This window comes from Sphingomonas tabacisoli (assembly GCF_042678385.1).
Classification (GTDB): domain Bacteria; phylum Pseudomonadota; class Alphaproteobacteria; order Sphingomonadales; family Sphingomonadaceae; genus Sphingomonas_B; species Sphingomonas_B tabacisoli.
Map to the genome: position 1 here is coordinate 1,796,179 of NZ_JBHUDY010000001.1, position 19,869 is coordinate 1,816,047.

General features: G+C 65.5%; 16 protein-coding genes and 1 CRISPR repeat array. Of the genes, 12 read left to right on the forward strand and 4 right to left on the reverse strand.

Going from position 1 to position 19,869, the window contains the following annotated elements; all coding sequences use genetic code 11:
- Nucleotides 1–100: 100 nt before the first annotated feature.
- Nucleotides 101–1,474: a class II 3-deoxy-7-phosphoheptulonate synthase gene (locus tag ACFSCW_RS09225; protein ID WP_380888569.1), complete on the forward strand. Its 1,374-nt coding sequence runs from the start codon at nt 101–103 to the stop codon at nt 1,472–1,474.
- Here ACFSCW_RS09225 and ACFSCW_RS09230 read toward each other — a convergent pair.
- Entirely contained in the window at nt 1,471–2,214 is a 744-nt protein-coding gene (locus tag ACFSCW_RS09230; RefSeq protein WP_380888571.1) for a hypothetical protein, read from the reverse strand. The genes ACFSCW_RS09225 and ACFSCW_RS09230 overlap by 4 nt on opposite strands.
- 117 nt (nt 2,215–2,331) lie before the next feature.
- Here ACFSCW_RS09230 and ACFSCW_RS09235 point away from each other — a divergent pair, with 117 nt between their 5' ends.
- The 5 genes from ACFSCW_RS09235 (at nt 2,332) to cas2 (ending at nt 7,992) form a co-directional block, all read left to right on the forward strand.
- Nucleotides 2,332–2,700, forward strand: coding sequence for a hypothetical protein (locus tag ACFSCW_RS09235; RefSeq protein ID WP_380888573.1), 369 nt, complete (start codon nt 2,332–2,334; stop codon nt 2,698–2,700).
- Nucleotides 2,701–2,798: 98 nt separating this feature from the next.
- On the forward strand, nt 2,799–3,368 hold the full coding sequence (locus tag ACFSCW_RS09240) for a hypothetical protein (RefSeq protein WP_380888575.1): 570 nt from the start codon (nt 2,799–2,801) through the stop codon (nt 3,366–3,368).
- Between the two features lie 160 nt (nt 3,369–3,528).
- Nucleotides 3,529–6,666: a type II CRISPR RNA-guided endonuclease Cas9 gene (gene cas9, locus ACFSCW_RS09245; protein ID WP_380888577.1), complete on the forward strand. Its 3,138-nt coding sequence runs from the start codon at nt 3,529–3,531 to the stop codon at nt 6,664–6,666.
- A gap of 43 nt (nt 6,667–6,709) precedes the next feature.
- Complete coding sequence (gene cas1 / locus ACFSCW_RS09250) at nt 6,710–7,645, forward strand: type II CRISPR-associated endonuclease Cas1 (protein WP_380888579.1); 936 nt, start codon at nt 6,710–6,712, stop codon at nt 7,643–7,645.
- Complete coding sequence (gene cas2, locus ACFSCW_RS09255) at nt 7,642–7,992, forward strand: CRISPR-associated endonuclease Cas2 (RefSeq protein ID WP_380888581.1); 351 nt, start codon at nt 7,642–7,644, stop codon at nt 7,990–7,992. Before cas1 ends, cas2 begins: the two co-directional genes overlap by 4 nt.
- Nucleotides 7,993–8,064: 72 nt before the next feature.
- Nucleotides 8,065–9,290: a CRISPR direct-repeat array (repeat unit 36 nt; unit sequence GGCCTAGCAGCTCAGAAATCGCAGGCCAACCGCAAC).
- A gap of 112 nt (nt 9,291–9,402) precedes the next feature.
- Here the strand turns inward: cas2 and ACFSCW_RS09260 are convergent.
- The 3 genes from ACFSCW_RS09260 to ACFSCW_RS09270 are packed head-to-tail and all read right to left on the reverse strand — an operon-like array spanning nt 9,403 to nt 14,856.
- Complete coding sequence (locus tag ACFSCW_RS09260; RefSeq protein WP_380888583.1) at nt 9,403–12,633, reverse strand: error-prone DNA polymerase; 3,231 nt, start codon at nt 12,631–12,633, stop codon at nt 9,403–9,405.
- On the reverse strand, nt 12,630–14,174 hold the full coding sequence (locus tag ACFSCW_RS09265) for a Y-family DNA polymerase (protein ID WP_380888585.1): 1,545 nt from the start codon (nt 14,172–14,174) through the stop codon (nt 12,630–12,632). The genes ACFSCW_RS09260 and ACFSCW_RS09265 overlap by 4 nt, the downstream gene beginning before the upstream one ends.
- Nucleotides 14,059–14,856: an ImuA family protein gene (locus tag ACFSCW_RS09270; RefSeq protein ID WP_380888587.1), complete on the reverse strand. Its 798-nt coding sequence runs from the start codon at nt 14,854–14,856 to the stop codon at nt 14,059–14,061. Before ACFSCW_RS09270 ends, ACFSCW_RS09265 begins: the two co-directional genes overlap by 116 nt.
- A gap of 90 nt (nt 14,857–14,946) precedes the next feature.
- Here ACFSCW_RS09270 and ACFSCW_RS09275 point away from each other — a divergent pair, with 90 nt between their 5' ends.
- The 6 genes from ACFSCW_RS09275 (at nt 14,947) to ACFSCW_RS09300 (ending at nt 19,861) form a co-directional block, all read left to right on the forward strand.
- Complete coding sequence (locus ACFSCW_RS09275; RefSeq protein WP_380888589.1) at nt 14,947–15,108, forward strand: hypothetical protein; 162 nt, start codon at nt 14,947–14,949, stop codon at nt 15,106–15,108.
- Between the two features lie 56 nt (nt 15,109–15,164).
- A complete protein-coding gene (locus ACFSCW_RS09280) occupies nt 15,165–16,370 on the forward strand; it encodes a hydrolase (protein WP_380888591.1) in 1,206 nt (401 codons plus the stop codon).
- Complete coding sequence (locus ACFSCW_RS09285; protein ID WP_380888593.1) at nt 16,367–17,386, forward strand: arginine N-succinyltransferase; 1,020 nt, start codon at nt 16,367–16,369, stop codon at nt 17,384–17,386. Before ACFSCW_RS09280 ends, ACFSCW_RS09285 begins: the two co-directional genes overlap by 4 nt.
- A gap of 94 nt (nt 17,387–17,480) precedes the next feature.
- Complete coding sequence (locus ACFSCW_RS09290; protein ID WP_380888595.1) at nt 17,481–18,728, forward strand: N-succinylarginine dihydrolase; 1,248 nt, start codon at nt 17,481–17,483, stop codon at nt 18,726–18,728.
- Nucleotides 18,729–18,883: 155 nt separating this feature from the next.
- On the forward strand, nt 18,884–19,105 hold the full coding sequence (locus tag ACFSCW_RS09295) for a hypothetical protein (RefSeq protein ID WP_380888597.1): 222 nt from the start codon (nt 18,884–18,886) through the stop codon (nt 19,103–19,105).
- Nucleotides 19,106–19,114: 9 nt separating this feature from the next.
- On the forward strand, nt 19,115–19,861 hold the full coding sequence (locus tag ACFSCW_RS09300) for a DUF72 domain-containing protein (protein ID WP_380888599.1): 747 nt from the start codon (nt 19,115–19,117) through the stop codon (nt 19,859–19,861).
- Nucleotides 19,862–19,869: the final 8 nt, after the last annotated feature.

Consider the following 19,869-nt stretch of genomic DNA (forward strand, 5'->3'; position numbering starts at 1 on the left):
GGCCGCTGTCTTGCCGTGTCGGCCCATGATGAAATGAGGGCGGCATAAAGCCGGACTTGGCTTGCAATCGCCCGCCCCTTTCCGCAATTGCGAAGCCATCATGCCGCGGAAATGGACTCCTGAAAGCTGGCGCGCCCACGAAGCTCGCCAGCTCCCGACCTACCCCGACACAGGCGCGCTCGCGTCTGCGGAGGCCGAATTGCGCAATTACCCCCCGCTCGTCTTTGCCGGCGAAGCGCGGGACCTGAAGCGCGACCTCGCCGACGTCTCGGAGGGGAAGGCTTTTCTGCTTCAGGGCGGCGATTGCGCGGAAAGCTTCGCCGAGTTCCACCCGAACAACATCCGCGACACGTTCCGCGTGCTGCTGCAGATGGCGGTGGTGCTGACCTTCGCGTCGAAGCTGCCGGTGGTGAAGGTCGGCCGCATGGCGGGCCAATTCGCCAAGCCGCGCTCGTCGGACCTGGAAGAGCAGGACGGCGTCTCTTTGCCGAGCTATCGCGGCGACAACGTCAACGACATCGCCTTCACGCCTGAATCCCGCACGCCGGACCCGCAGCGGATGGTCAAGGCGTACAGCCAGTCGGCTGCGACGCTGAACCTGCTCCGCGCCTTTGCACAGGGCGGCTATGCGAACCTGCACCAGGTCCATCGCTGGACCCACGACTTCATGGGTCGCAGCCCCTGGACCAAGAAATACACCGACCTTGCCGACCGCATCGGCGAGGCGCTGGATTTCATGGCTGCCTGCGGCATCAATCCGGAAACCGTGCCCCAGCTCAAGGGCACGACTTTCTTCACCAGCCACGAAGCCTTGCTGCTCCCCTATGAGCAGGCGCTGACGCGGCAGGATTCGCTCACCGGCGACTGGTACGACACCAGCGCGCACATGCTCTGGATCGGCGATCGCACGCGGTTCGAAGGCTCGGCGCATGTCGAGTTCATGCGCGGCATCGGCAACCCAATCGGCATGAAGTGCGGCCCGAGCCTCGAGCCCGACGCGCTCCTGCGCTTGCTCGACACGCTGAACCCGGCGCGCGAGCCCGGCCGCATCACCCTCATCACCCGCTACGGTTATGACAAGATCGAGGCGGGCCTGCCGCAGCTCGTCCGCGCCGTGATGCGCGAAGGGCATCCGGTGGTGTGGAGCTGCGACCCGATGCACGGCAATGTCGTCAAGGCCGCAAACGGCTACAAGACGCGGCCCTTCGAGCGCATCCTCGCCGAGGTGCGCGGCTTCTTCGCCGTCCACCGCGCCGAAGGCAGCTTCGGGGGCGGCATCCATTGCGAGATGACCGGCCAAAACGTGACGGAATGCACCGGCGGCGCCGTCGATGTGACCGAGCAGAGCCTTGCCGACCGCTATCACACGCACTGCGACCCGCGCCTCAATGCGGCGCAGTCGCTGGAGCTGGCATTCCTGCTCGCCGAGATGCTGAACCAGGAACTGGCGGAAAGGCGGAAGGCGGCGGCCTAGTTCTTCGCCGCCGCTCCGGCCTCGGTAAAGTCGATCCGGATCCGCACCCAGGCGCCGATCACCGGCCGCCCGTCGATCCGCGGCGGCCGCACGAGAAATTGCCACGCAGCCTCGCGCACCGCCCGCGCCAGCCCGGAGCCTGCCGGCGAATCCCCGAGCGCGCGGCAGTTGTCGACATGGAAGCGCTCGACCGTCTGGCAGGCGATCAGCGCCCAGCCGATATGGTGTCCCGCCGGCAGGTAATAGGACAGCTCGGCATCGGTCGGCTCGCGATACCATTCGGCATTGTAGAGGCGCACGCCCCCCGGCCCCTCGCCGGGGCCATAAGCGGAAGCGCTGTCCTTGCCTTTCCCATCGTCGACGGACGCCGTTTCGGTCGCCGTCGAATGGACTTGCGACAGGCTGAAATGCTCCAGGCCCGGGATCAGCGCCGGCATCGTCGGCGCGGGTTTGGGAACGGGCACCGGCGGCGGCGCGGCCGCGGCCTTTACCGGCGCCGCCCCGCTCCGCGCCTTTTGCACGGTCTTGGGCCGCGCGACCGACTTCCGCGCATCGGGGGTGAGCTGGAAAGTCAGCGGGCCATGCTCCTCGACTTTCTTCCGCCATTGGTCGGGTGGCGCGAGCTTCAGCAGCATCAGCACAAGCAGCAAGTGGACGAGGATCGTCAGCCCGATGCTCTGCGCGCGCCGCCGGATCAGCGAGCGATCGGCACCCGACAGATCAAGATAGGCCGAACGCATCGGTGGCGCGCCTAGCGGACGCCGCATGGCCCGACAACGGGCGATGCGACGTGCCGTTGAGCGCGTAACCGGCGCCCGTTCAGCCGTCCTTCATCCCCAGCCGAGCAGGCCTGCTTCATGCCGCGCTCGATCATCCTGCCGACTGTTCTGGTCGCCTTCATCGTTCTCCAGACTCCGGCAAGCGCACAGACCGCAGCCCAACCCGCCGATCTTGGCGAAGTCCGTCGCCTCACCCCTGAGGAAAAGGAACGCATCCTCGCCCAAAGCGACGAGCGGACCGCCGACGCCGCGCTCGCCAGCGCGCTTGGCGGTGGCACCGGCGGAGATCGGGCGATCCATGGCGAAGTCGGGTTCGAGATCGGCACCGGCAACACCGTCGGGGCCTTCGGCTCGGCGATGATCCCGCTGGGCGACCGCGGCGCCGCGATCCTGCAGTTCGAAGACTTCCGCACCAACGCCGGAAACTTCAGGCGCTATCGCCGCTAGCCCCTCTCCCGCCCGGCGGGAGAGGGCGACTCGCGCCAGCAGGCGCGAGCGGGGTGAGGGTGCTGGGCACGGAAGCTTCCACCGCGGATTTCCACTGTATGAAGCAAACCCTGCCCCTCACCCTGACCGCCTTCCTAGCAGCTTGCAGCGCGACACCCGACACCAAGAAGCAGACAGCCGCCCCCACGGCCACTAGAACCCCGGCGCCCTCCCCAATCCAACCGCCCGCTCCCGGCACACCCACCGGCCTCCCCGACGACCGCACGCCCGTCTCCGAAGCACCCTTCGCCAAGACGAGCGCCCAAGGTGCGGCGAACGTCGTCCAGACCTATTTTGCGCTGATCGAAGCCGCGAAATACGCTGAGGCCCGCGCGCTCTGGTCGGATGGCGGAAAGGCCAGCGGCATGACCCCCGAGGCATTAGCTGCGAGCTTGGGCCGCTACACCGAATACCACGCCCAGATCGGCTCTCCCGGCGCGATCAAAGGCGCCGCCGGTTCGCTGTATGTCGACGTGCCGGCAGTCGCCTATGGCCGCCTCAAGACCGGCGAGCCGTTCAACCTCAAAGGCCCGATCACGCTTCGCCGCTGCAACGATGTTCCCGGCTGCACGGCTGCGCAACGCGAATGGCGGATTGCGAGAAGCGAGCTGAAACCTGTGCCCAAATGAAAAGCGGGGGCCGTAGCCCTCGCCTTATTTGGTGCAGTTCAGACTGCTTGTTAACAGCTGGCCTGCGATTTCTGAGAAGTTCAAACTCGTTCAAATTGGCTGCAAAGTCAATTGCATCTGCTCCCCTTCGTTGCAAACATGCGCCGCAAGGGGGAAGTGCATGAAAAGGCTTGGGCTGGATATCGGCACCAACAGCATTGGCTGGTGCCTGACCGAAGACGATGCGCGGATCGTGGACATCGGGGTCCGCATCTTCAGCGATGGGCGCGATCCGAAGTCCGGCGCATCGCTTGCGGTCGATCGTCGTGCTGCCCGCGCGATGCGGCGGCGGCGGGATCGGTATCTCGGACGACGTTCAGCATTCCTGAAGGCGCTGAAGCGCTACGGGCTTATGCCTGCCGATGCGAGTGAGGCGAAGCTGCTTGCCGAGCGCGATCCCTATGAGCTCCGCGCCCGTGCCCTCGACGAGCGGCTGGAGCCGTACGAGATCGGCCGCGCCCTCTTCCACCTGAACCAGCGCCGCGGCTTCAAGTCGAACCGCAAGGCGGAGCGCAAATCGAAAGATGCCGAAGACGGCAAAATCGCGAGCGGCGCCAAGGCCCTTGACCAGGCGATGGCGGAAAGCGGCGCCGAAACGCTCGGCGAGTTCCTGCATGGGCGCGAGATCAAGCGCGTGCGCATGGGCAGCGACGCGCAGGGTTACGACTTCTACCCGCAGCGCCGGCATGTCGAATATGAGTTCGACACGATCTGGGCCCGGCAGCAGGCGCACCACCCTGCCCTGCTCACCGACGAAGCGCGCGACGCGCTGAAACGCATCCTGTTCTTCCAGCGTCCGCTGAAGGAACAGGAAGTCGGCGTCTGCACCTTCGTCCACAGCGAGCGCCGGCTGCCGAAAGCGCACCCACAGTTTCAGGAGCGCCGGCTATACGAAGAGGTCAACCAGCTCGAAATCACCACGCCCGGCGCGCCGGCGCGCAAGCTGACGCGGGACGAGCGCGACCGGCTGATCCTCAAGCTGCGCGGCGCGAAGGCGGCGAGTTTCGACAGTCTCGCCAGGCTCCTCAAGCTCGATCCCGGCCAGAGCTTCAACAAGGCCAGCGCCACGCGCACGCAGCTCGCCGGCGATGAAGTCTATGCGACGATGGCCGACAAGAAGCGCTTCGGCGACCGCTGGCCTCATCTTGATCGCGACCGGCAATGGGAGATCATCGAGCGGATCATCGACGAGGAAGACCCCGAAACGCTTCACGCCTACCTGACCGACGAATGCGGCTTATCGGAAGAACAGGCGCTTGCCGCCGCCCGCGCTTCGCTGCCCGAAGGCTATGGCCGGCTTGGTCCGACCGCCACCGCGCGCGTTCTCGACGAGCTGAAAAAGGACGTCATTACCTATGACGAGGCGGTGAAACGCGCCGGATGGCACCATAGCGACGACCGCACCGGCGAAATCCTGCCGCAGCTCCCCTATTATGGCGAGCTGCTGACGCGCGAAATCCCGCCGGGAACCCAAGACCCGAACGACCCGCCCGAGCAGCGCTGGGGCAAGATCACCAACCCTACCGTCCATATCGGCCTGCGCCAGCTCGAAAAGCTGGTGAACGCGATCATCAAGGTCCACGGCCGCCCCGACCATATCGTCGTCGAGCTCGCCCGCGAGCTGAAGCTGAACGAAAAGGATAAGGAAGAGCATAACCGCCGCATCCGGAAGGACACGGCCGCCGCCGACTTGCGCGGCCGCAAGCTGGAAGAGGAAGGCTTTGCCAACAGCGGCGCCAATCGCGCGCTGCTCCGCATCTGGGAGGAGCTGAACCCCGCCAATCCGCTCGACCGCCGCTGCCCCTATTGCGGCGAGCCGATCGGCATGCGCCAGCTTTTCAGCGGCGAGGCCGATATCGATCATATCATCCCTTATTCCCGCTCGCTGGACGACAGCGCGTCAAACAAGGTGGTCGCGCATCGACATTGCAATCGCATCAAGGGCAATCGAACGCCGCACGAGAAATGGGGCCATGATCCCGAGCGATGGGAGACGATCGCCAACCAGGTCGCGCGGCTGCACAAATCGAAGCAGTGGCGCTTCGGCTCCGATGCGATAGCGCGGGTCGAAAAGGACGGCGGGTTCATCGCCCGCCAGCTCACCGACACGCAATATCTCTCCCGCCTCGCCGGCCGCTATCTGGCAAGCCTCTATCCGACCAAGGAGGAAGGCAGCGTCTATGTCATCCCTGGCCGAATGACGGCCATGCTGCGACGCTTGTGGGACCTCAACAGCCTGCTCCCGGATCATAACTACGGCGTGGTCGAGAACCGCCACAGCAATGCGCCCAAGAACCGGCTCGACCATCGCCACCATGCGATCGACGCCGCCGTCACCGCCGTCACCACGCGAAGCCTGCTGATGGAGATCGCCCGCGCATCCGCTCGCGCCGAGGACAAGGACCTCGACCGGCTGTTCGAGGATCTGCCCCAGCCCTGGCCCGGTTTTCGCGAAGAACTGTTCGAAGCGCTGCAGCGGGTCACGGTCAGCCACAAGCCGGATCATGGGCGCAAAGGCCTGCCGCCCAAGGGGCACGACGTCACCGCCGGCCGGCTGCACAACGACACGGCCTATGGCTTCACCGGCGATATGGCCGCGGATGGCAAGACGCCGATCGTCGTTCATCGCGTTCCGCTCATGGGCCTGAAGCCGGCCGATATCTCCAATTCGGAGCGAATTCCCGACCCGACGCTCCGTGCCGCGCTGCATCGGGCGACAGAAGGACGCAGCGGCAAGGAGTTCGAGGCCGCCTTGGCGAAGTTCTCGAAGGATCACGGCGTGCGCCGCGTGCGCGTCCGGGAGCCACTGAACGTCATTCCGATCCGCGACAAGCAAGGCCGCGCCTACAAGGCTTACAAGGGTGACGCCAACGCGCGTTTCGATGTGTGGCGGTTGCCGAACGGGCGCTGGACATCGGATATCGTTTCCATGTTCGATGCGCACGAACGCGACAGCAAGGAACGACGTCCGCACCCGGCTGCGAAGAAGGTCCTCAGCCTGCGCCAGAACGACATGGTTGCCATCGAGCGCAACCGAAGTGCGCCCGAGATCGTGCGGGTCGTCAAATTCTCCGGAAATGGCCAGATCGCTTTGGCCGAGCACAACGAGGCAGGCGCTCTGAAGGCCCGGGACGCGACGCCGAACGATCTCGATCCGTTCAAATACATCCTGTCCTCGGCAGGCGGCCTCAAGAACCTCAAGGCCCGTCAAGTGCGGATTGATCCATTAGGGAGGATTTTCGATCCCGGCCCGCGCTGACAAAAGCCGCTGATTTCCTTAGCTTCTCCGCGAAGGGGGAAGCATGGATCGCATCGTCGATATCGCGACCGACGGCCGCCACCTCTCCCTCTTTCGCGGCTTCATGGTCGTGTCCGAGGGCGGAGAGGAAGTTGGTCGGATCGCGCTCGACGCCATCCACGCGCTGATCGTCCACGCGCATGGCACCACCTGGAGCGCGAACCTAGTCGCGGCTTTGGCCGAGCGCGGCGCGCCGATCGTGTTCTGCGGAACGAACCACACCCCGGTCGCGGTGACGCTGCCGCTGGAGGGACACCACGCCCAGGGCGCGCGCATCCAGGCGCAGTGGAACGCCTCGCGCCCGCTCGCCAAGCAGCTCTGGCGGCTGGTCGTCGTCGCCAAGATCAGGACACAGGCCGCGCTGCTCGAAGCGCGCGGCATCCGGGAGGCGGAGGCGCTGCACTTCCTCGCCCGCCGGGTCCGCTCCGGCGATCCGGACAATCTCGAGGCGCAGGCTGCGAAACGTTACTGGCCGCTGCTGATGGGGCCGGAGTTCCGGCGCGACCGCGATCAGGACGGCGCCAATGCACTCCTCAACTACGGCTATGCCGTCATGCGCGCTTCGGTCGCCCGGGCAGTGATCGCGGCCGGGTTGCACCCGACGATCGGCATCCATCATGCCAATCGCGGCAACGCCTTCGCGCTCGCCGACGACCTGGTCGAGCCCTTTCGTCCACTGGTCGACGCGCTCGTCGCCGCGCTGCTGGCGGAAGGCATCGAAGCGCTCGATCCGCCGACCAAGCGGCGGTTCGCCCGTCTGATCGCTTTCGACCTGCGGATCGAGGGCGAGGCATCCCCGGTATCCGTAGCCGCAGTCCGCCTCGCCCAATCGCTGGCGCGCAGCTTCGAGACGGGCGCTCCGGCGCTCGCGCTGTTCGAGCCGCCAAGCCCGATCGAATGGGGCAGCATCGGCCGCGCCACGCTCGACGCGGCGGCATGAGCAATGGCGGCGGGGCCAGCTATCTCAGCGGCTACCGGCTGATGTGGATTTTCGTGATGTTCGACCTGCCCGTCGGCACCAAAAAGCAGATGCGCGACGCGACGAAGTTCCGCGAATTCCTGCTCGACGAAGGCTTCGAGATGAGCCAGTTTTCGGTCTATGCCCGCTTCTGCAACGGCCAGGACAGCTTTCAGACGCACCTCAAGCGCATCGAGCGCAACTTGCCGGAAAAAGGCGACGTGCACATCCTCACCTTCACCGACCGGCAGTACGAAAATATCGTCCGATTTTCGAGCCAGCGCCGCAAGAAGCAGCGGAAAAACCCCGATCAACTGGCGATGTTTTGAGGTGGCGAAGCAAATCTGCTCGACCGGATGTGCCGTTTTGTCGGTCTACTCCAACAACTTAACAACACACCCGGCCTAGCAGCTCAGAAATCGCAGGCCAACCGCAACTAGCAACGCTCCTAAAGCTCCCGTTGAACAGGCCTAGCAGCTCAGAAATCGCAGGCCAACCGCAACTCCTTGTGCACGCTCTCGTCGCCGGTTCCGGGCCTAGCAGCTCAGAAATCGCAGGCCAACCGCAACATGGTGACGATGATCCTGCTGAAGCAACGAGGCCTAGCAGCTCAGAAATCGCAGGCCAACCGCAACTGCGCCAGATCGGCGTCACTCAGGGCTGCGGGCCTAGCAGCTCAGAAATCGCAGGCCAACCGCAACCCAACAGCGCGCGCGACCGTTGTCATCATCGGCCTAGCAGCTCAGAAATCGCAGGCCAACCGCAACACAAGTCATCCGGCCGGGCAAGATTAAACATAGGCCTAGCAGCTCAGAAATCGCAGGCCAACCGCAACCAAGCTGATCGCCGGCCATTGCGGCGATGCGGCCTAGCAGCTCAGAAATCGCAGGCCAACCGCAACGATTACCTCACGTCCCTGCTTCTCGAACCGGGCCTAGCAGCTCAGAAATCGCAGGCCAACCGCAACCCAACACCCGCGACCTAGCGAACGCTCGCGGGCCTAGCAGCTCAGAAATCGCAGGCCAACCGCAACTGTGGTCGTGATGCACTCGTAAGCGAGTGCGGCCTAGCAGCTCAGAAATCGCAGGCCAACCGCAACTGTCAGCAGCGTAGGGAAGCTCCGCAGCCGGGCCTAGCAGCTCAGAAATCGCAGGCCAACCGCAACAATGGTGAGCGGTTCGTTGGCGAGAACGTCGGCCTAGCAGCTCAGAAATCGCAGGCCAACCGCAACGAAGGACAGCTTGAACAAGGCTCCTGGCGGGGCCTAGCAGCTCAGAAATCGCAGGCCAACCGCAACTCATTCGGCGGGCTTGTGTTCGATGAGGTTGGCCTAGCAGCTCAGAAATCGCAGGCCAACCGCAACTGAAAACCCTAGATAAAATCTCCCTCGTAGGGCCTAGCAGCTCAGAAATCGCAGGCCAACCGCAACTTCAAGGTGACGATCCAGTGGACGCCGGGCGGCCTAGCAGCTCAGAAATCGCAGGCCAACCGCAACCGAGCATAGCCGGGCTTCACCTTCCGCGTGGGCCTAGCAGCTCAGAAATCGCAGGCCAACCGCAACTGCAGCGCCATTATCAGCAGTTCCTCGACGGGCCTAGCAGCTCAGAAATCGCAGGCCAACCGCAACGGGTTCTTTAGCCCGGGCAAGCCGGGATAAAGAACCCGTGCGCTGCGCGCGAGCTATCAAAGCGTTCTTCTCCATTGCCGTTCAATGAGAGCATGCCCGCGATGTTGTGAGCTCAGTGGAAATCGCGGGATTTGGGGAGGATGCGGACGTCGCGTGGGTGCCTGAATTGTTCGGCAGGCGTCGGGCTGATCGAAGACAGTTCCTCGCCAGTGCCCAGCCGGTCGAGCATCTTCGTGCGGTCCTTCACGCGCCTCGCCATCAGGTGGACGACGCCTTCGCGGCTTTTTTGCACTTCGCCTTCGACCAGCATCAGGCGGGAGCCCATCACTTCGCGGCGGAAGCGTTCGAACAGCCGCGCCCAGAGCAGCACGTTGGTGATGCCGCTTTCATCCTCCAGCGTGACGAAGATCGCGTTGCCTTTGCCCGGCCGCTGGCGGACCAGCACGATGCCGGCTGTGGAGACGATCGCGCCGTTCTTCGCGGCCGAGGTTTCGGCGCAGCTCAACACGTCTTCGCATCGAAACGCGTGGCGCAGGAACGTCATCGGATGGTCCTTCAGCGACAGACGCGTGACCTGATAATCGGTGACGACATGTTCGACGAGCGGCATCGCCGGAAGCGCCACGGCTGGTTCGGCGCCCAGCTCCCGCGCTCGTGCCGCAGCGAACAGCGGCAGTTCGTCCTGCGGCACGCGCCGCGCTTCCCAGAGCGCCTCCCGCCGGTCCAGCCCGATCGAACGGCAGGCATCGGCATCGGCAAGCAACCGCAACGCTGAGGAAGGCAGCTCTGCGCGGCGGGCAAGCTGCTCGACCGTGGCGAAAGACGTTTCGCTCCGCGCCGTCTCCAGCGCCTCGGCCCATGCCTCACGAAACCCTTCGACTTGTCGGAAGCCCAACCGCAGCGCCAGCATCCCCTCCCCGTCGCGCTCCAGGCTATTGTCCCAGCGGCTGGCGTTGACGTCGACTGGGCGCACTTCAACGCCATGTTCGCGCGCATCGCGGACGATCTGCGCCGGCGCGTAGAAGCCCATCGGCTGCGAGTTGAGCAGCGCGCAGGCGAACACGGCCGGGTGGTGGCATTTGATCCAGCTAGAGATGTAAACGAGTCGCGCGAACGACAGCGCATGGCTCTCGGGAAAACCGTAGCTGCCGAACCCTTCGATCTGCCGATAGCAGCGCTCGGCAAAGTCTCGTTCGTAACCGCGGCCGACCATGCCTTCGACCATTTTGGTCTTGAAGTTATGCATGCCGCCGACATGACGAAACGTCGCCATCGATCTGCGCAAACGATTAGCATCTGTTGAAGAGAAACCGGCAGCGACGATTGCGAGCTTCATTGCCTGTTCCTGGAACAACGGCACACCGAAGGTCTTGCCGAGCACGTCATAGAGTTCGTCGGGCGGATGTGGCGGTTTAGGAGAAGGATATTCGGGCTTCTCGATCCCGTTGCGCCGGCGAAGATACGGGTGGACCATATCCCCTTCGATCGGCCCCGGCCGCACGATCGCCACTTGGATCACCAGATCGTAGAGTGTGCGAGGCTTGAGCCGCGGCAGCATGTTGATCTGGGCGCGGCTTTCGACCTGGAACACGCCGATGCTGTCGCCCCTGCACAGCATGTCATAGACGGCGGGGTCTTCCTGCTGGATCGTGTCCAGCTCGTAATCCCCTTCGCCATGCGCGCGCAGCAGTTCGAAGCTTTTCTGGATGCAGGTCAGCATGCCGAGTGCGAGCACGTCGACTTTCATCAAGCCCAGCGCGTCGATATCGTCCTTGTCCCATTCGATGAAGGTGCGCTCCTCCATCGCGGCATTGTGGATCGGCACCAGCTCGTCCAGCCGTCCCTCGGTCAGCACGAAGCCGCCGACATGCTGCGACAGGTGGCGCGGGAATTTCAGGATCTGGTCGACCAGGGCTTTCAGGCGGGCGATGTCGGGATTGTCGATCGTGAACCCGGCCTGGGTGATCCGTTCTTCCTCCATCGTGTCGGCAAAGCTGCCCCAGACGGTGCTGACCAGCCGCGCGGTCACGTCCTCGGTGAAGCCCAGCACCTTGCCGACCTCGCGCACGGCACTGCGCGGGCGGTAGTGGATCACGGTCGCCGCGATGCCGGCCCGGTGGCGGCCGTAGCGGCGATAGACATATTGCATCACTTCCTCGCGCCGCTCGTGCTCGAAATCGACGTCGATGTCGGGCGGCTCGCCGCGCTCTTCCGAGACGAAGCGGGAAAAGAGCAGGTCGTATTTCATCGGATCGACCGAGGTGATGCCGAGCAGGAAGCACACCGCAGAGTTCGCCGCCGATCCCCTGCCCTGGCACAGGATCGGCGGGTCCTGCGCGCGAGCAAAGGCGACGAGATCGTGGACGGTCAGGAAATAATAGGCGTATTTCTGCGCGCGGATCAGGCCGAACTCCTCGTCCAGCAGCTTCACCAGCTTTGGCGGCAGCCCGTCGGGATGGCGCTTGTGCGCGGCTTCCAGCACCAGATGCTCGAGCCATTCCTGCGGCTCCCAGCCCTTGGGGACCGGCTCGTGAGGGTATTCGTATTTCAGATCGTCGAGGGTGAACTCGATCCGCGACAGAAAGGCTTGGGTCTCCGCCACCGCCTCCGGGCAGTCCCGGAACAGCCGCGTCATTTCCACCGGCGCTTTCAGGTGGCGCTCGGCATTGGCTTCAAGACGTCGGCCGGCTTCCTCGATCCGTGTCTTTTCCAGGATGCAGGTTAGCACATCGTGCAGCGGGCGCTGGTCGGGCGTGGCGTAGAGCGCGTCGTTGGTGGCGAGCAACGGTAGGCGTGTTTGCGCGGTGAGCCGCATCAGCGCAGCAAGGCGACGCCGGTCTCTGCCCTGACGCGGCATCGTCGCGCCGATCCACACCGACTTTGGACATGCCGTTTTCAATCGCCCGAGAACTGCCGCATCTTCCGGCGACGCCATGACGATCAGCAGCAGATCGCAGCAATGGTCGAGCAGATCCTCGAGCCGGAGGATGCACTCCCCTTTCTTCCCCCGCAGATTGCCGAGCGTCAGCAACCGCGTGAGCTGCCCCCAGCCCAGTCGTGTCGAAGGATAGGCGACGATGTCCGGCGTGCCGTCGCTGAACACCAGCCGCGCGCCGACGACGAGACGGAATGTGATCTCGCCAAGCCCTTTTTCGCGCGCTTCCTCCTTCGCATCCCGGAGCGCGACATAGGCCCGAACCACGCCGGCCACGGTGTTGCGGTCGGCAATGCCGATGGCGGGCATGCCGAGCGCCATCGCCTGCCCCACCATCTCATTCGGATGCGAAGCGCCGCGCAGGAACGAGTAATTGGTTGCGGCGACCAGTTCGGCGAAACCAGTCATGCGAACAGTCCGTGCATGTACCAGTCCGGATGCTTGCGCTCGCTGCCGTAGAGGCCGTGACGGAACAGCCAGAAGCGTCGCCCGCGCGCATCTTCCACCCGGTAGTAATCGCGGGTGAGGCCCGGTCCCTTAGTGCGTCTCCACCATTCGGCGGCAATGCGCTCCGGCCCTTCGTAGCGCCGAACCTCGTGCATCTGCCGGCGCCAGCGAAAGCGGTGCGGCGGCCCGTCGGGCACTTCGGCCATCACCTCGATCGGCTGCGGCGGATCGAACAGGCAAAGGGGCCGAAGCGGCGGCTCGCCCGAGGCAGGCTGCGGCCAGGCCACCGGCGCGGCCGCTTCGATGGCCGGCAAGGCGAGCATTTGCTGCTCGGGAATATACGTGTCGCGCGGCACGAAGCGACGGATGCGGCCGCGGCCCAGGCGAACGCTCAACCGATCGACCAGGGCGGCGAACGCTTCTTCGTCGGCGGCACGGTCGTGCAACCCCAATTGCAGCGGCGCCAGCGGGTCGGCGACGGGCACCGCAAGGCGGATCATGTCGAAGCCGAAGCCGGGGTCGAGCGGATCGGCGGCCTGCTCGATCTGCTCACGGAACAACCGAATGATCAGGGCGGGGTCGCGGGTCGGCTGGCCCGTTTCAATCGCAACGTCGCGCGTGGCGCCGTCACTGCGGTAGAAGCGCACGGCGAAGCGCCGTCCGCCCGCGTGCCGGTCTCGCAAAGCCTCGGCGGCTTGTTTCGCCAGCTCGGCCACGGCGTCCAGCGCATGCTCGGTCCGGGCGATCGGTTCGCTGAAGCGCCGGGCGAAGAACAGGTGGGGCGGCGTGCGCAAAGGTGTGAGGCGGCTGTCGGCGCGGCCCAGCAGCCGGTCCAGAGCGTCGGTCGTCTCTGAGCCGAAGCGCGCCGTCAGTGGTGCTGTGGGACGGCCTGAGAGATCGCCGATCGTGCGCAGCCCTGCCCGGCGCAGCGCGGTCAGCACGTCCTCGCCTTGTTCGAGCGCCTCGACCGGCAAATCAGGCAATGTAGTGCCTTCGGCACCGAACCGCGCCAACGCGAACGCCGCTTCGGGCGAGTCCGCTATCGCGGATCGGATCAGGCTCACATGCGCGCGCAAACGATGGCGCGCGTCTGCGACTAGGCCCGCATCATCACCGAACAGATGCGCGCAGCCGGTGATGTCGAGGATCAAACCATCGGTCGGCTTCAGGGCCACCAGAGGCGTGAAACGGTCGCAAAGCGCCGCCATTCGTTCGAGCCAGAGCTGGTCCGCGCGCCCGTCATAATCCTCGACCGCCAGGTCGGGCACGCGGGCGCGGGCATCCGCTAGCGTCATGCCCAGCGCGAGCCCTTGCGCGACAGCCTCTGCATCAACGGCGAACAGCCGCAGCGCGCCGCGGACCTTCTCGATCAGCGCGAGCGGCCGGTCAGCCGGCGCGGCGCAACCCGGGGCGCGCCTGATCCGATCCGTAGGAAGGAAGGGGAACCACAGGGCCGCGAAGCGGCGCGCTGGTGGCTGGTTCCACGAAATTGGCTTGGTCACGATCCCACTCCACGCGCCAACTGCCGCCGGCAGGGCGGCCGCGCTGGCGCAGCAATTCCAAATTAAGCGTCGGGCGGCCCGGCGCATTCGCATCCAGCGGCACGGCTTCGGCCGACTGGACGCTCCAGCGGGTCTGGGCGGCGCTGGGCACAGGCTCGGCATCAACCCGCAGCATCAGCACCGTGCTGCCCGACCCCTCGGCCGCAAGCGTCAGGCGCCGCGTCTCGGTCAGGCCCAGCTCAGGGCAACGCCGCCACAGCTCCACAATGGCGATGCCGACTTCGCGGCACCTCGCGATATCGTTGGCCGCGCGCAGCACAGCGTTCGCATCCGGCAACACCGCGACCAGCAAGCGAGTTGGGTCGAAGCCGATGTCCAGCAACCCCGGCGCGTACAGGCCGCCGCCTTCGGCATGCGCTCGTTCGGTGCGAAGCCACACGACTGGCCCGCCGAAACGCACCGCCAGCATCGCAGCAAACCCCGCCGCGCTGGCCTCTTCCTCCTTTTCCAGCGCGAACAGCTCGTGCAGCTTGCCGCGCGCCAGTCCTCCGCCCAGACTGCGGTCGATCGCCTCGACACCAAGGCTGACGCAGCCTTCCTTCTCCTGCGGACGCGCGTGCTGAATGCCGGCAATATGCCGCCGAAGCTCTTGCAGCTCGCAGGGCGACTCACTTGTGTTCACTTTTTGTTCTAATGATCCGATGCCTCCCGGGAGTCAATGCGGGGAACGCCCAGGTCTCCACGGAGGTTGACCGCACGAAGGAGCAAAGCCGTGGATCCCGACACCAGTGCCGCCGGCGCCAAGCAGCCCGGCCAGCAGAACAAGCAGAACGAGGCGGATGCCTCGGAGGCCGACAAGAAGACCATCGCCAACATCCGCAAGCACGAGTCGGACGAGGAAAAGGACAACCCCGAGTTCCGCCCGAGCAGCTAACGCCGCCTTTTCCGGCCGGTGTTGGCTTGGGCCGCGGCCCCGGCTAGACGCCAAGGATGGCGTTGAACGGAGCCGAAACAAAGGCATGTGAGGCGGCGGCTTCGGCGCCGATGCTGGATCAGGTCCAGACCTGGGCAGCGGTCAACAGCGGCTCGCGCAACCTTGCCGGGCTGAGGACGATGGCAGGACTGCTCGCCGACGCTTTCTCGGCGCTGCCTGGAGCGCTGGAGCTTGTTCCTCCCGATCCGGTCAATGTCGTCGATGCCGACGGCTCAGTCCGCGCGATCGAGCATGGCGACCATCTGCTGCTGACCGTCCGCCCCGAAGCGCCGGTCCAGCTTCTCTTCACCGGCCATTACGACACGGTTTTCGGCGCCGATCACTCGTTCCAGACGCTGCGCTGGCTCGAAGACAGCCGGCTCAATGGTCCCGGCACCGCAGACATGAAAGGCGGCCTCGCGCTGATGCTCGCCGCTCTGAAAGCGGTCGAGACCACACCCGCCGCCGCGCAGCTCGGCTATCAAGTGCTGATCGACAGCGACGAGGAAGTCGGCTCCCCCTCCTCCGCCGCGCTGATCGCCCGCTCCGCGCGCGGAAAAGCCGCCGCCTTCACCTACGAGCCCGCCCTTCCCGACGGCACGCTCGCCGGCGCCCGAGCTGGGAGCGGCAATTTCTCGCTCGTCGTCTCCGGCCGCTCGGCGCACGCCGGCCGCAATCCGGAGGATGGCCGCAACGCCGTTCTCGCCGCAGCCGACCTAGCGCTCAGGCTCGAAAAGGCGATCGGTCCCCGCCTCTCGATCAATCCGGCGAAGATCGATGGCGGCGGCCCGAACAATGTCGTGCCCGATCGCGCGATCCTGCGCATCAATTTCCGCCCCGCCACGCCCGAGGACGAAGCCCGCGCCCGCGCCCATCTCGACAGCGCCGTCGCGATGGTCGCCGCCGAGCGCGAAGTTAATATCCATGTTCATGGCGGTTTCGGCCGCCCGCCCAAGCCGCTGGACCCCGCCGCCGAGCGCCTGTTCGGTCTCGTCCGCGATTGCGGCGCCGATCTTGGCCTGGACGTCGCATGGAAAGCGACCGGCGGCGTCTGCGACGGCAATAACATCGCCGCCCAGGGCGTGCCCGTGGTCGATACGATGGGCGCGCGCGGCGGCGCCATTCACAGTGCGGAGGAATTTCTGATCCCTGAATCCCTGCCCGAGCGGGCAAAGCTCTCCACGCTCGCGATCCTCAGACTGGCGGAGCGCGGCCGCCCATGAGCTGTTTCCTGCGCCCGGCCACGCTCGACGATCTCGGTCCGCTCTACGAGCTCGCCAAGCTCACCGGCGGCGGCTTCACCAACCTGCCGCCCGACCGCAAGTCGCTCCGCGCCAAGCTCGAACGCTCCGCCGCGGCGCTTGCACGCGAGACGGACAAGCATGTCGACGACCTGTTCGTGATGGTGCTCGAAAACAGCGAGACCGGCCAGGTCCGCGGCACCTGCCAGATCTTCACGATGGTCGGCCAGCACTGGCCCTTCTATTCCTACCGGATCGGCACGCTCACCCAATTCTCGAAAGAGCTGAACCGCACTTTCCGCGCCGACATGCTGACGCTTTCCACCGACCTCGAGGGCGCAAGCGAAGTCGGCGGCCTCTTCCTCCATCCGCGCGAACGCGCCGGCGGCCTCGGCATGCTGCTCGCCCGCAGCCGTTATCTGTTCATGAAGGCGCATCGCGGCCGTTTTTCGAGCCGCACGCTCGCTGAGCTCCGCGGCGTCATCGACGAAGCCGGGGGCTCCCCTTTCTGGGACGGGCTGGCGGGCCGTTTCTTCGGCATGAGCTTTCAGGAGGCCGACGAGTTCAATGCCGTCAAGGGCAACCAGTTCATTGCCGACCTGATGCCCAAGCACCCGATCTATATCGACATGCTGCCCGAAAGCGCCCGGCACGTAATCGCGATGCCGCATCCGAGCGGCCGCGCCGCGATGCGGATGCTGGAGCATGAAGGCTTCAGCCACGACAAGTACATCGACATCTTCGACGGCGGGCCGACGATGGTCGCGCATACCGATCAGATCCGTTCGATTCGCGAAGCCGTCGAGTCCCGCGTGGCCCGCATCGGCGAGGTGACTGGAGAACGCCGCCTCGCCACCGCCGGCCGCCTCGCCGCCTGGCGTGCCGCCTATGCGCAGATCGAGACGCTGGCGAATGGCGAAATCGCCATCGACTCCGCTGGCGCAAAGCTGCTCGGCATCGCCGAAGGCGACACCGTCATGCATGTGGAGCGCGCGTGAGCCGCCCTCTGCACCGTCCATCCCGAGCGAAGTCGAGGGACGGCATAAGCAGTGCGTGCCTCGACTTCGCTCGGCATGGACGATTAGGTGTAGCATGCTGACTGAAATCAACTTCGACGGCATTGTCGGCCCCAGCCACAATTATGCCGGCCTCAGCCTCGGCAACCTCGCCGCGACGAAGAATGCGGGCCAGACCAGCTATCCGCGCGCAGCGGCGCTGCAGGGGCTGGCCAAGATGCGGCACAATCTCCGCCTCGGCTTGCCGCAAGGCGTGCTGCTGCCGCACCCGCGCCCCGATTGGGCGTGGCTGGACCAACTCGGCGCGACGATGGAAAGCGCACCACCGGTGGCTGCCTGGGCGACCAGCGCTTCGCCGATGTGGACGGCGAATGCGGCGACGGTGTCGCCCGCGCCTGACACCAAGGACGGCAAGTGCCACCTGACCGTCGCGAACCTCGTTACCATGCCGCACCGCAGCCATGAGTGGCCCAACACGCTGAAGCAGCTCCGCTTAGCCTTCGCCTCGCCGTCTTTCGACGTTCACGGCCCCGTCCCTGCCCCGTTCGGCGACGAAGGCGCGGCCAACCACATGCGCCTCGCGCCCGGCCACGGCGAGCCGGGCGTCGAAATCTTCGTTTACGGCCGCTCCGGCGGCCCCTTCCCGGCGCGCCAGCACCGCACCGCCAGCGAGGCGGTCGCTGCCCATCACGGCCTTAATCCCGAACGCACGCTGTTCGTCGAGCAAGCCGAGCAGGCGATCGCCGCCGGCGCCTTCCACAACGACGTCGTCGCCGTTGCCGACGGGCTGACGCTTTTCACGCACGAGCACGCCTTCGCCGATCGCGACGGATTCTACGCAGCGCTGGAGCGGGCGCTGCCGGACGTGCGCATCGTCGAAGTCCCGGCCGCGCGCGTCTCGCTGGCCGATGCGATCGCCAGCTATCTGTTCAACGCCCAGCTCGTGACGCTTCCCTCGAGCGAACAGGCGCTGATCCTGCCGACCGAAGCGCAGGCGATCCCCGCCGTTCGCAGCTATCTGGAGGAGCTCGTCGCCGGCAACGGCCCCATCCGGCAGACGCTGTTCGTGGACGTCCGCCAGTCGATGGCGAATGGCGGCGGCCCCGCCTGCCTTCGCCTCCGCGTCGTCGCCGATCCCGCCGAAGTCGATTCCCGCTTCATGCTCGATGAGGCAAAACTCGACCGCCTCAATGCCGTCATCGCCGAACATTGGCCGGAAACCATTGATCCCGCCGCGCTTGCCGATCCGGCGCTGATCCGTCGTATCGAATCCGCGCGGACCGCGCTCCTCGCCTGCCTCGATCTAAGCGACGAGAATCTTTGACCTGCCATCGTCACCCCGGCCTTGAGCCGGGGTCCCGCTTGTTCTGTTGTGCAGCAAGAAAAGAAGCGGGATGCCGGATCAAGTCCGGCATGACGAAGGGGCGTTAACCCTTTATTTACCTTGTCCGAGGGCCGTTCTCGCGCGTTACTGGACCCATGTTCGCAAAGCTGCGCCGCCTGTTCACGATCAAGACTCGCTTCGAGGCATTTCTCGTCATCTATGCGCTAGCGCTGGGCGGCTGCGAGCGCGGCATTCATTACCTGCAGCAATATCCCGGAATCGGCGGCAAGCTGCTGTTCCTCGCCTGCACCGGCAGCGTGTTCATGGCCGGCGGCATGATCCTCGACAATCTGGCCCTGAAGCGCGCGCTCCGCTAAGCGGGGACCATGATCCGGGTCGGCATTGGCGGTTGGACGTTCGAGCCGTGGCGGGGCGTGTTCTATCCGCCCAAGCTGCCACGCGCGAAAGAGATCGAGTTCGCCACGAACGCGATGACCGCGATCGAAGTCAACGGCACCTTCTATAGCCGCCAAAGCCCCAAGACCTTTGCGAGCTGGGCAAAGGTCGCGCCGGAAGGTTTTCTCTATGGGCTGAAGGCCAGCCGCTTCTGCACCAATCGCAAGAATCTTGGCGAAGCCGAGGAAAGCATTCGCAATTTCTTCGACCAAGGTCTGGTCGAGCTCGGCGACAAGCTCGGCCCGATCCTCTGGCAGCTCGCCGGCACCAAGAAGTTCGATCCGGACGAGATTGCCGCCTTTTTCGCGCTGCTTCCGATGGAATGGGGCGGCCTCCCGCTCCGCCACGCCTTCGAGCCGCGCCACGAAAGCTTCCGCGACCCGGCATTCTTCGACCTCGCCCGCAAGGCCGGTGTCGCTGTCGTGTATGCCCACGCCGCGGACTATCCCACCTTTGACGAGCAAACCGCCGGCTTCACCTATGCCCGACTCCAGCAATGCCGCGAGGAAGAAGAAACCGGCTATAACGCCGCCGAGCTCGACCGCTGGGCCGACCAGGCACGCACCTGGGCCAAGGGCGGCCGCGACGTATTCGTGTTCTTCATCTCCGGCGCCAAGGTCCGTGCTCCGGCAGCCGCGACGGCGCTGATCGAACGCGTCGGGCGAACGCAAGGCTGACAAACGCC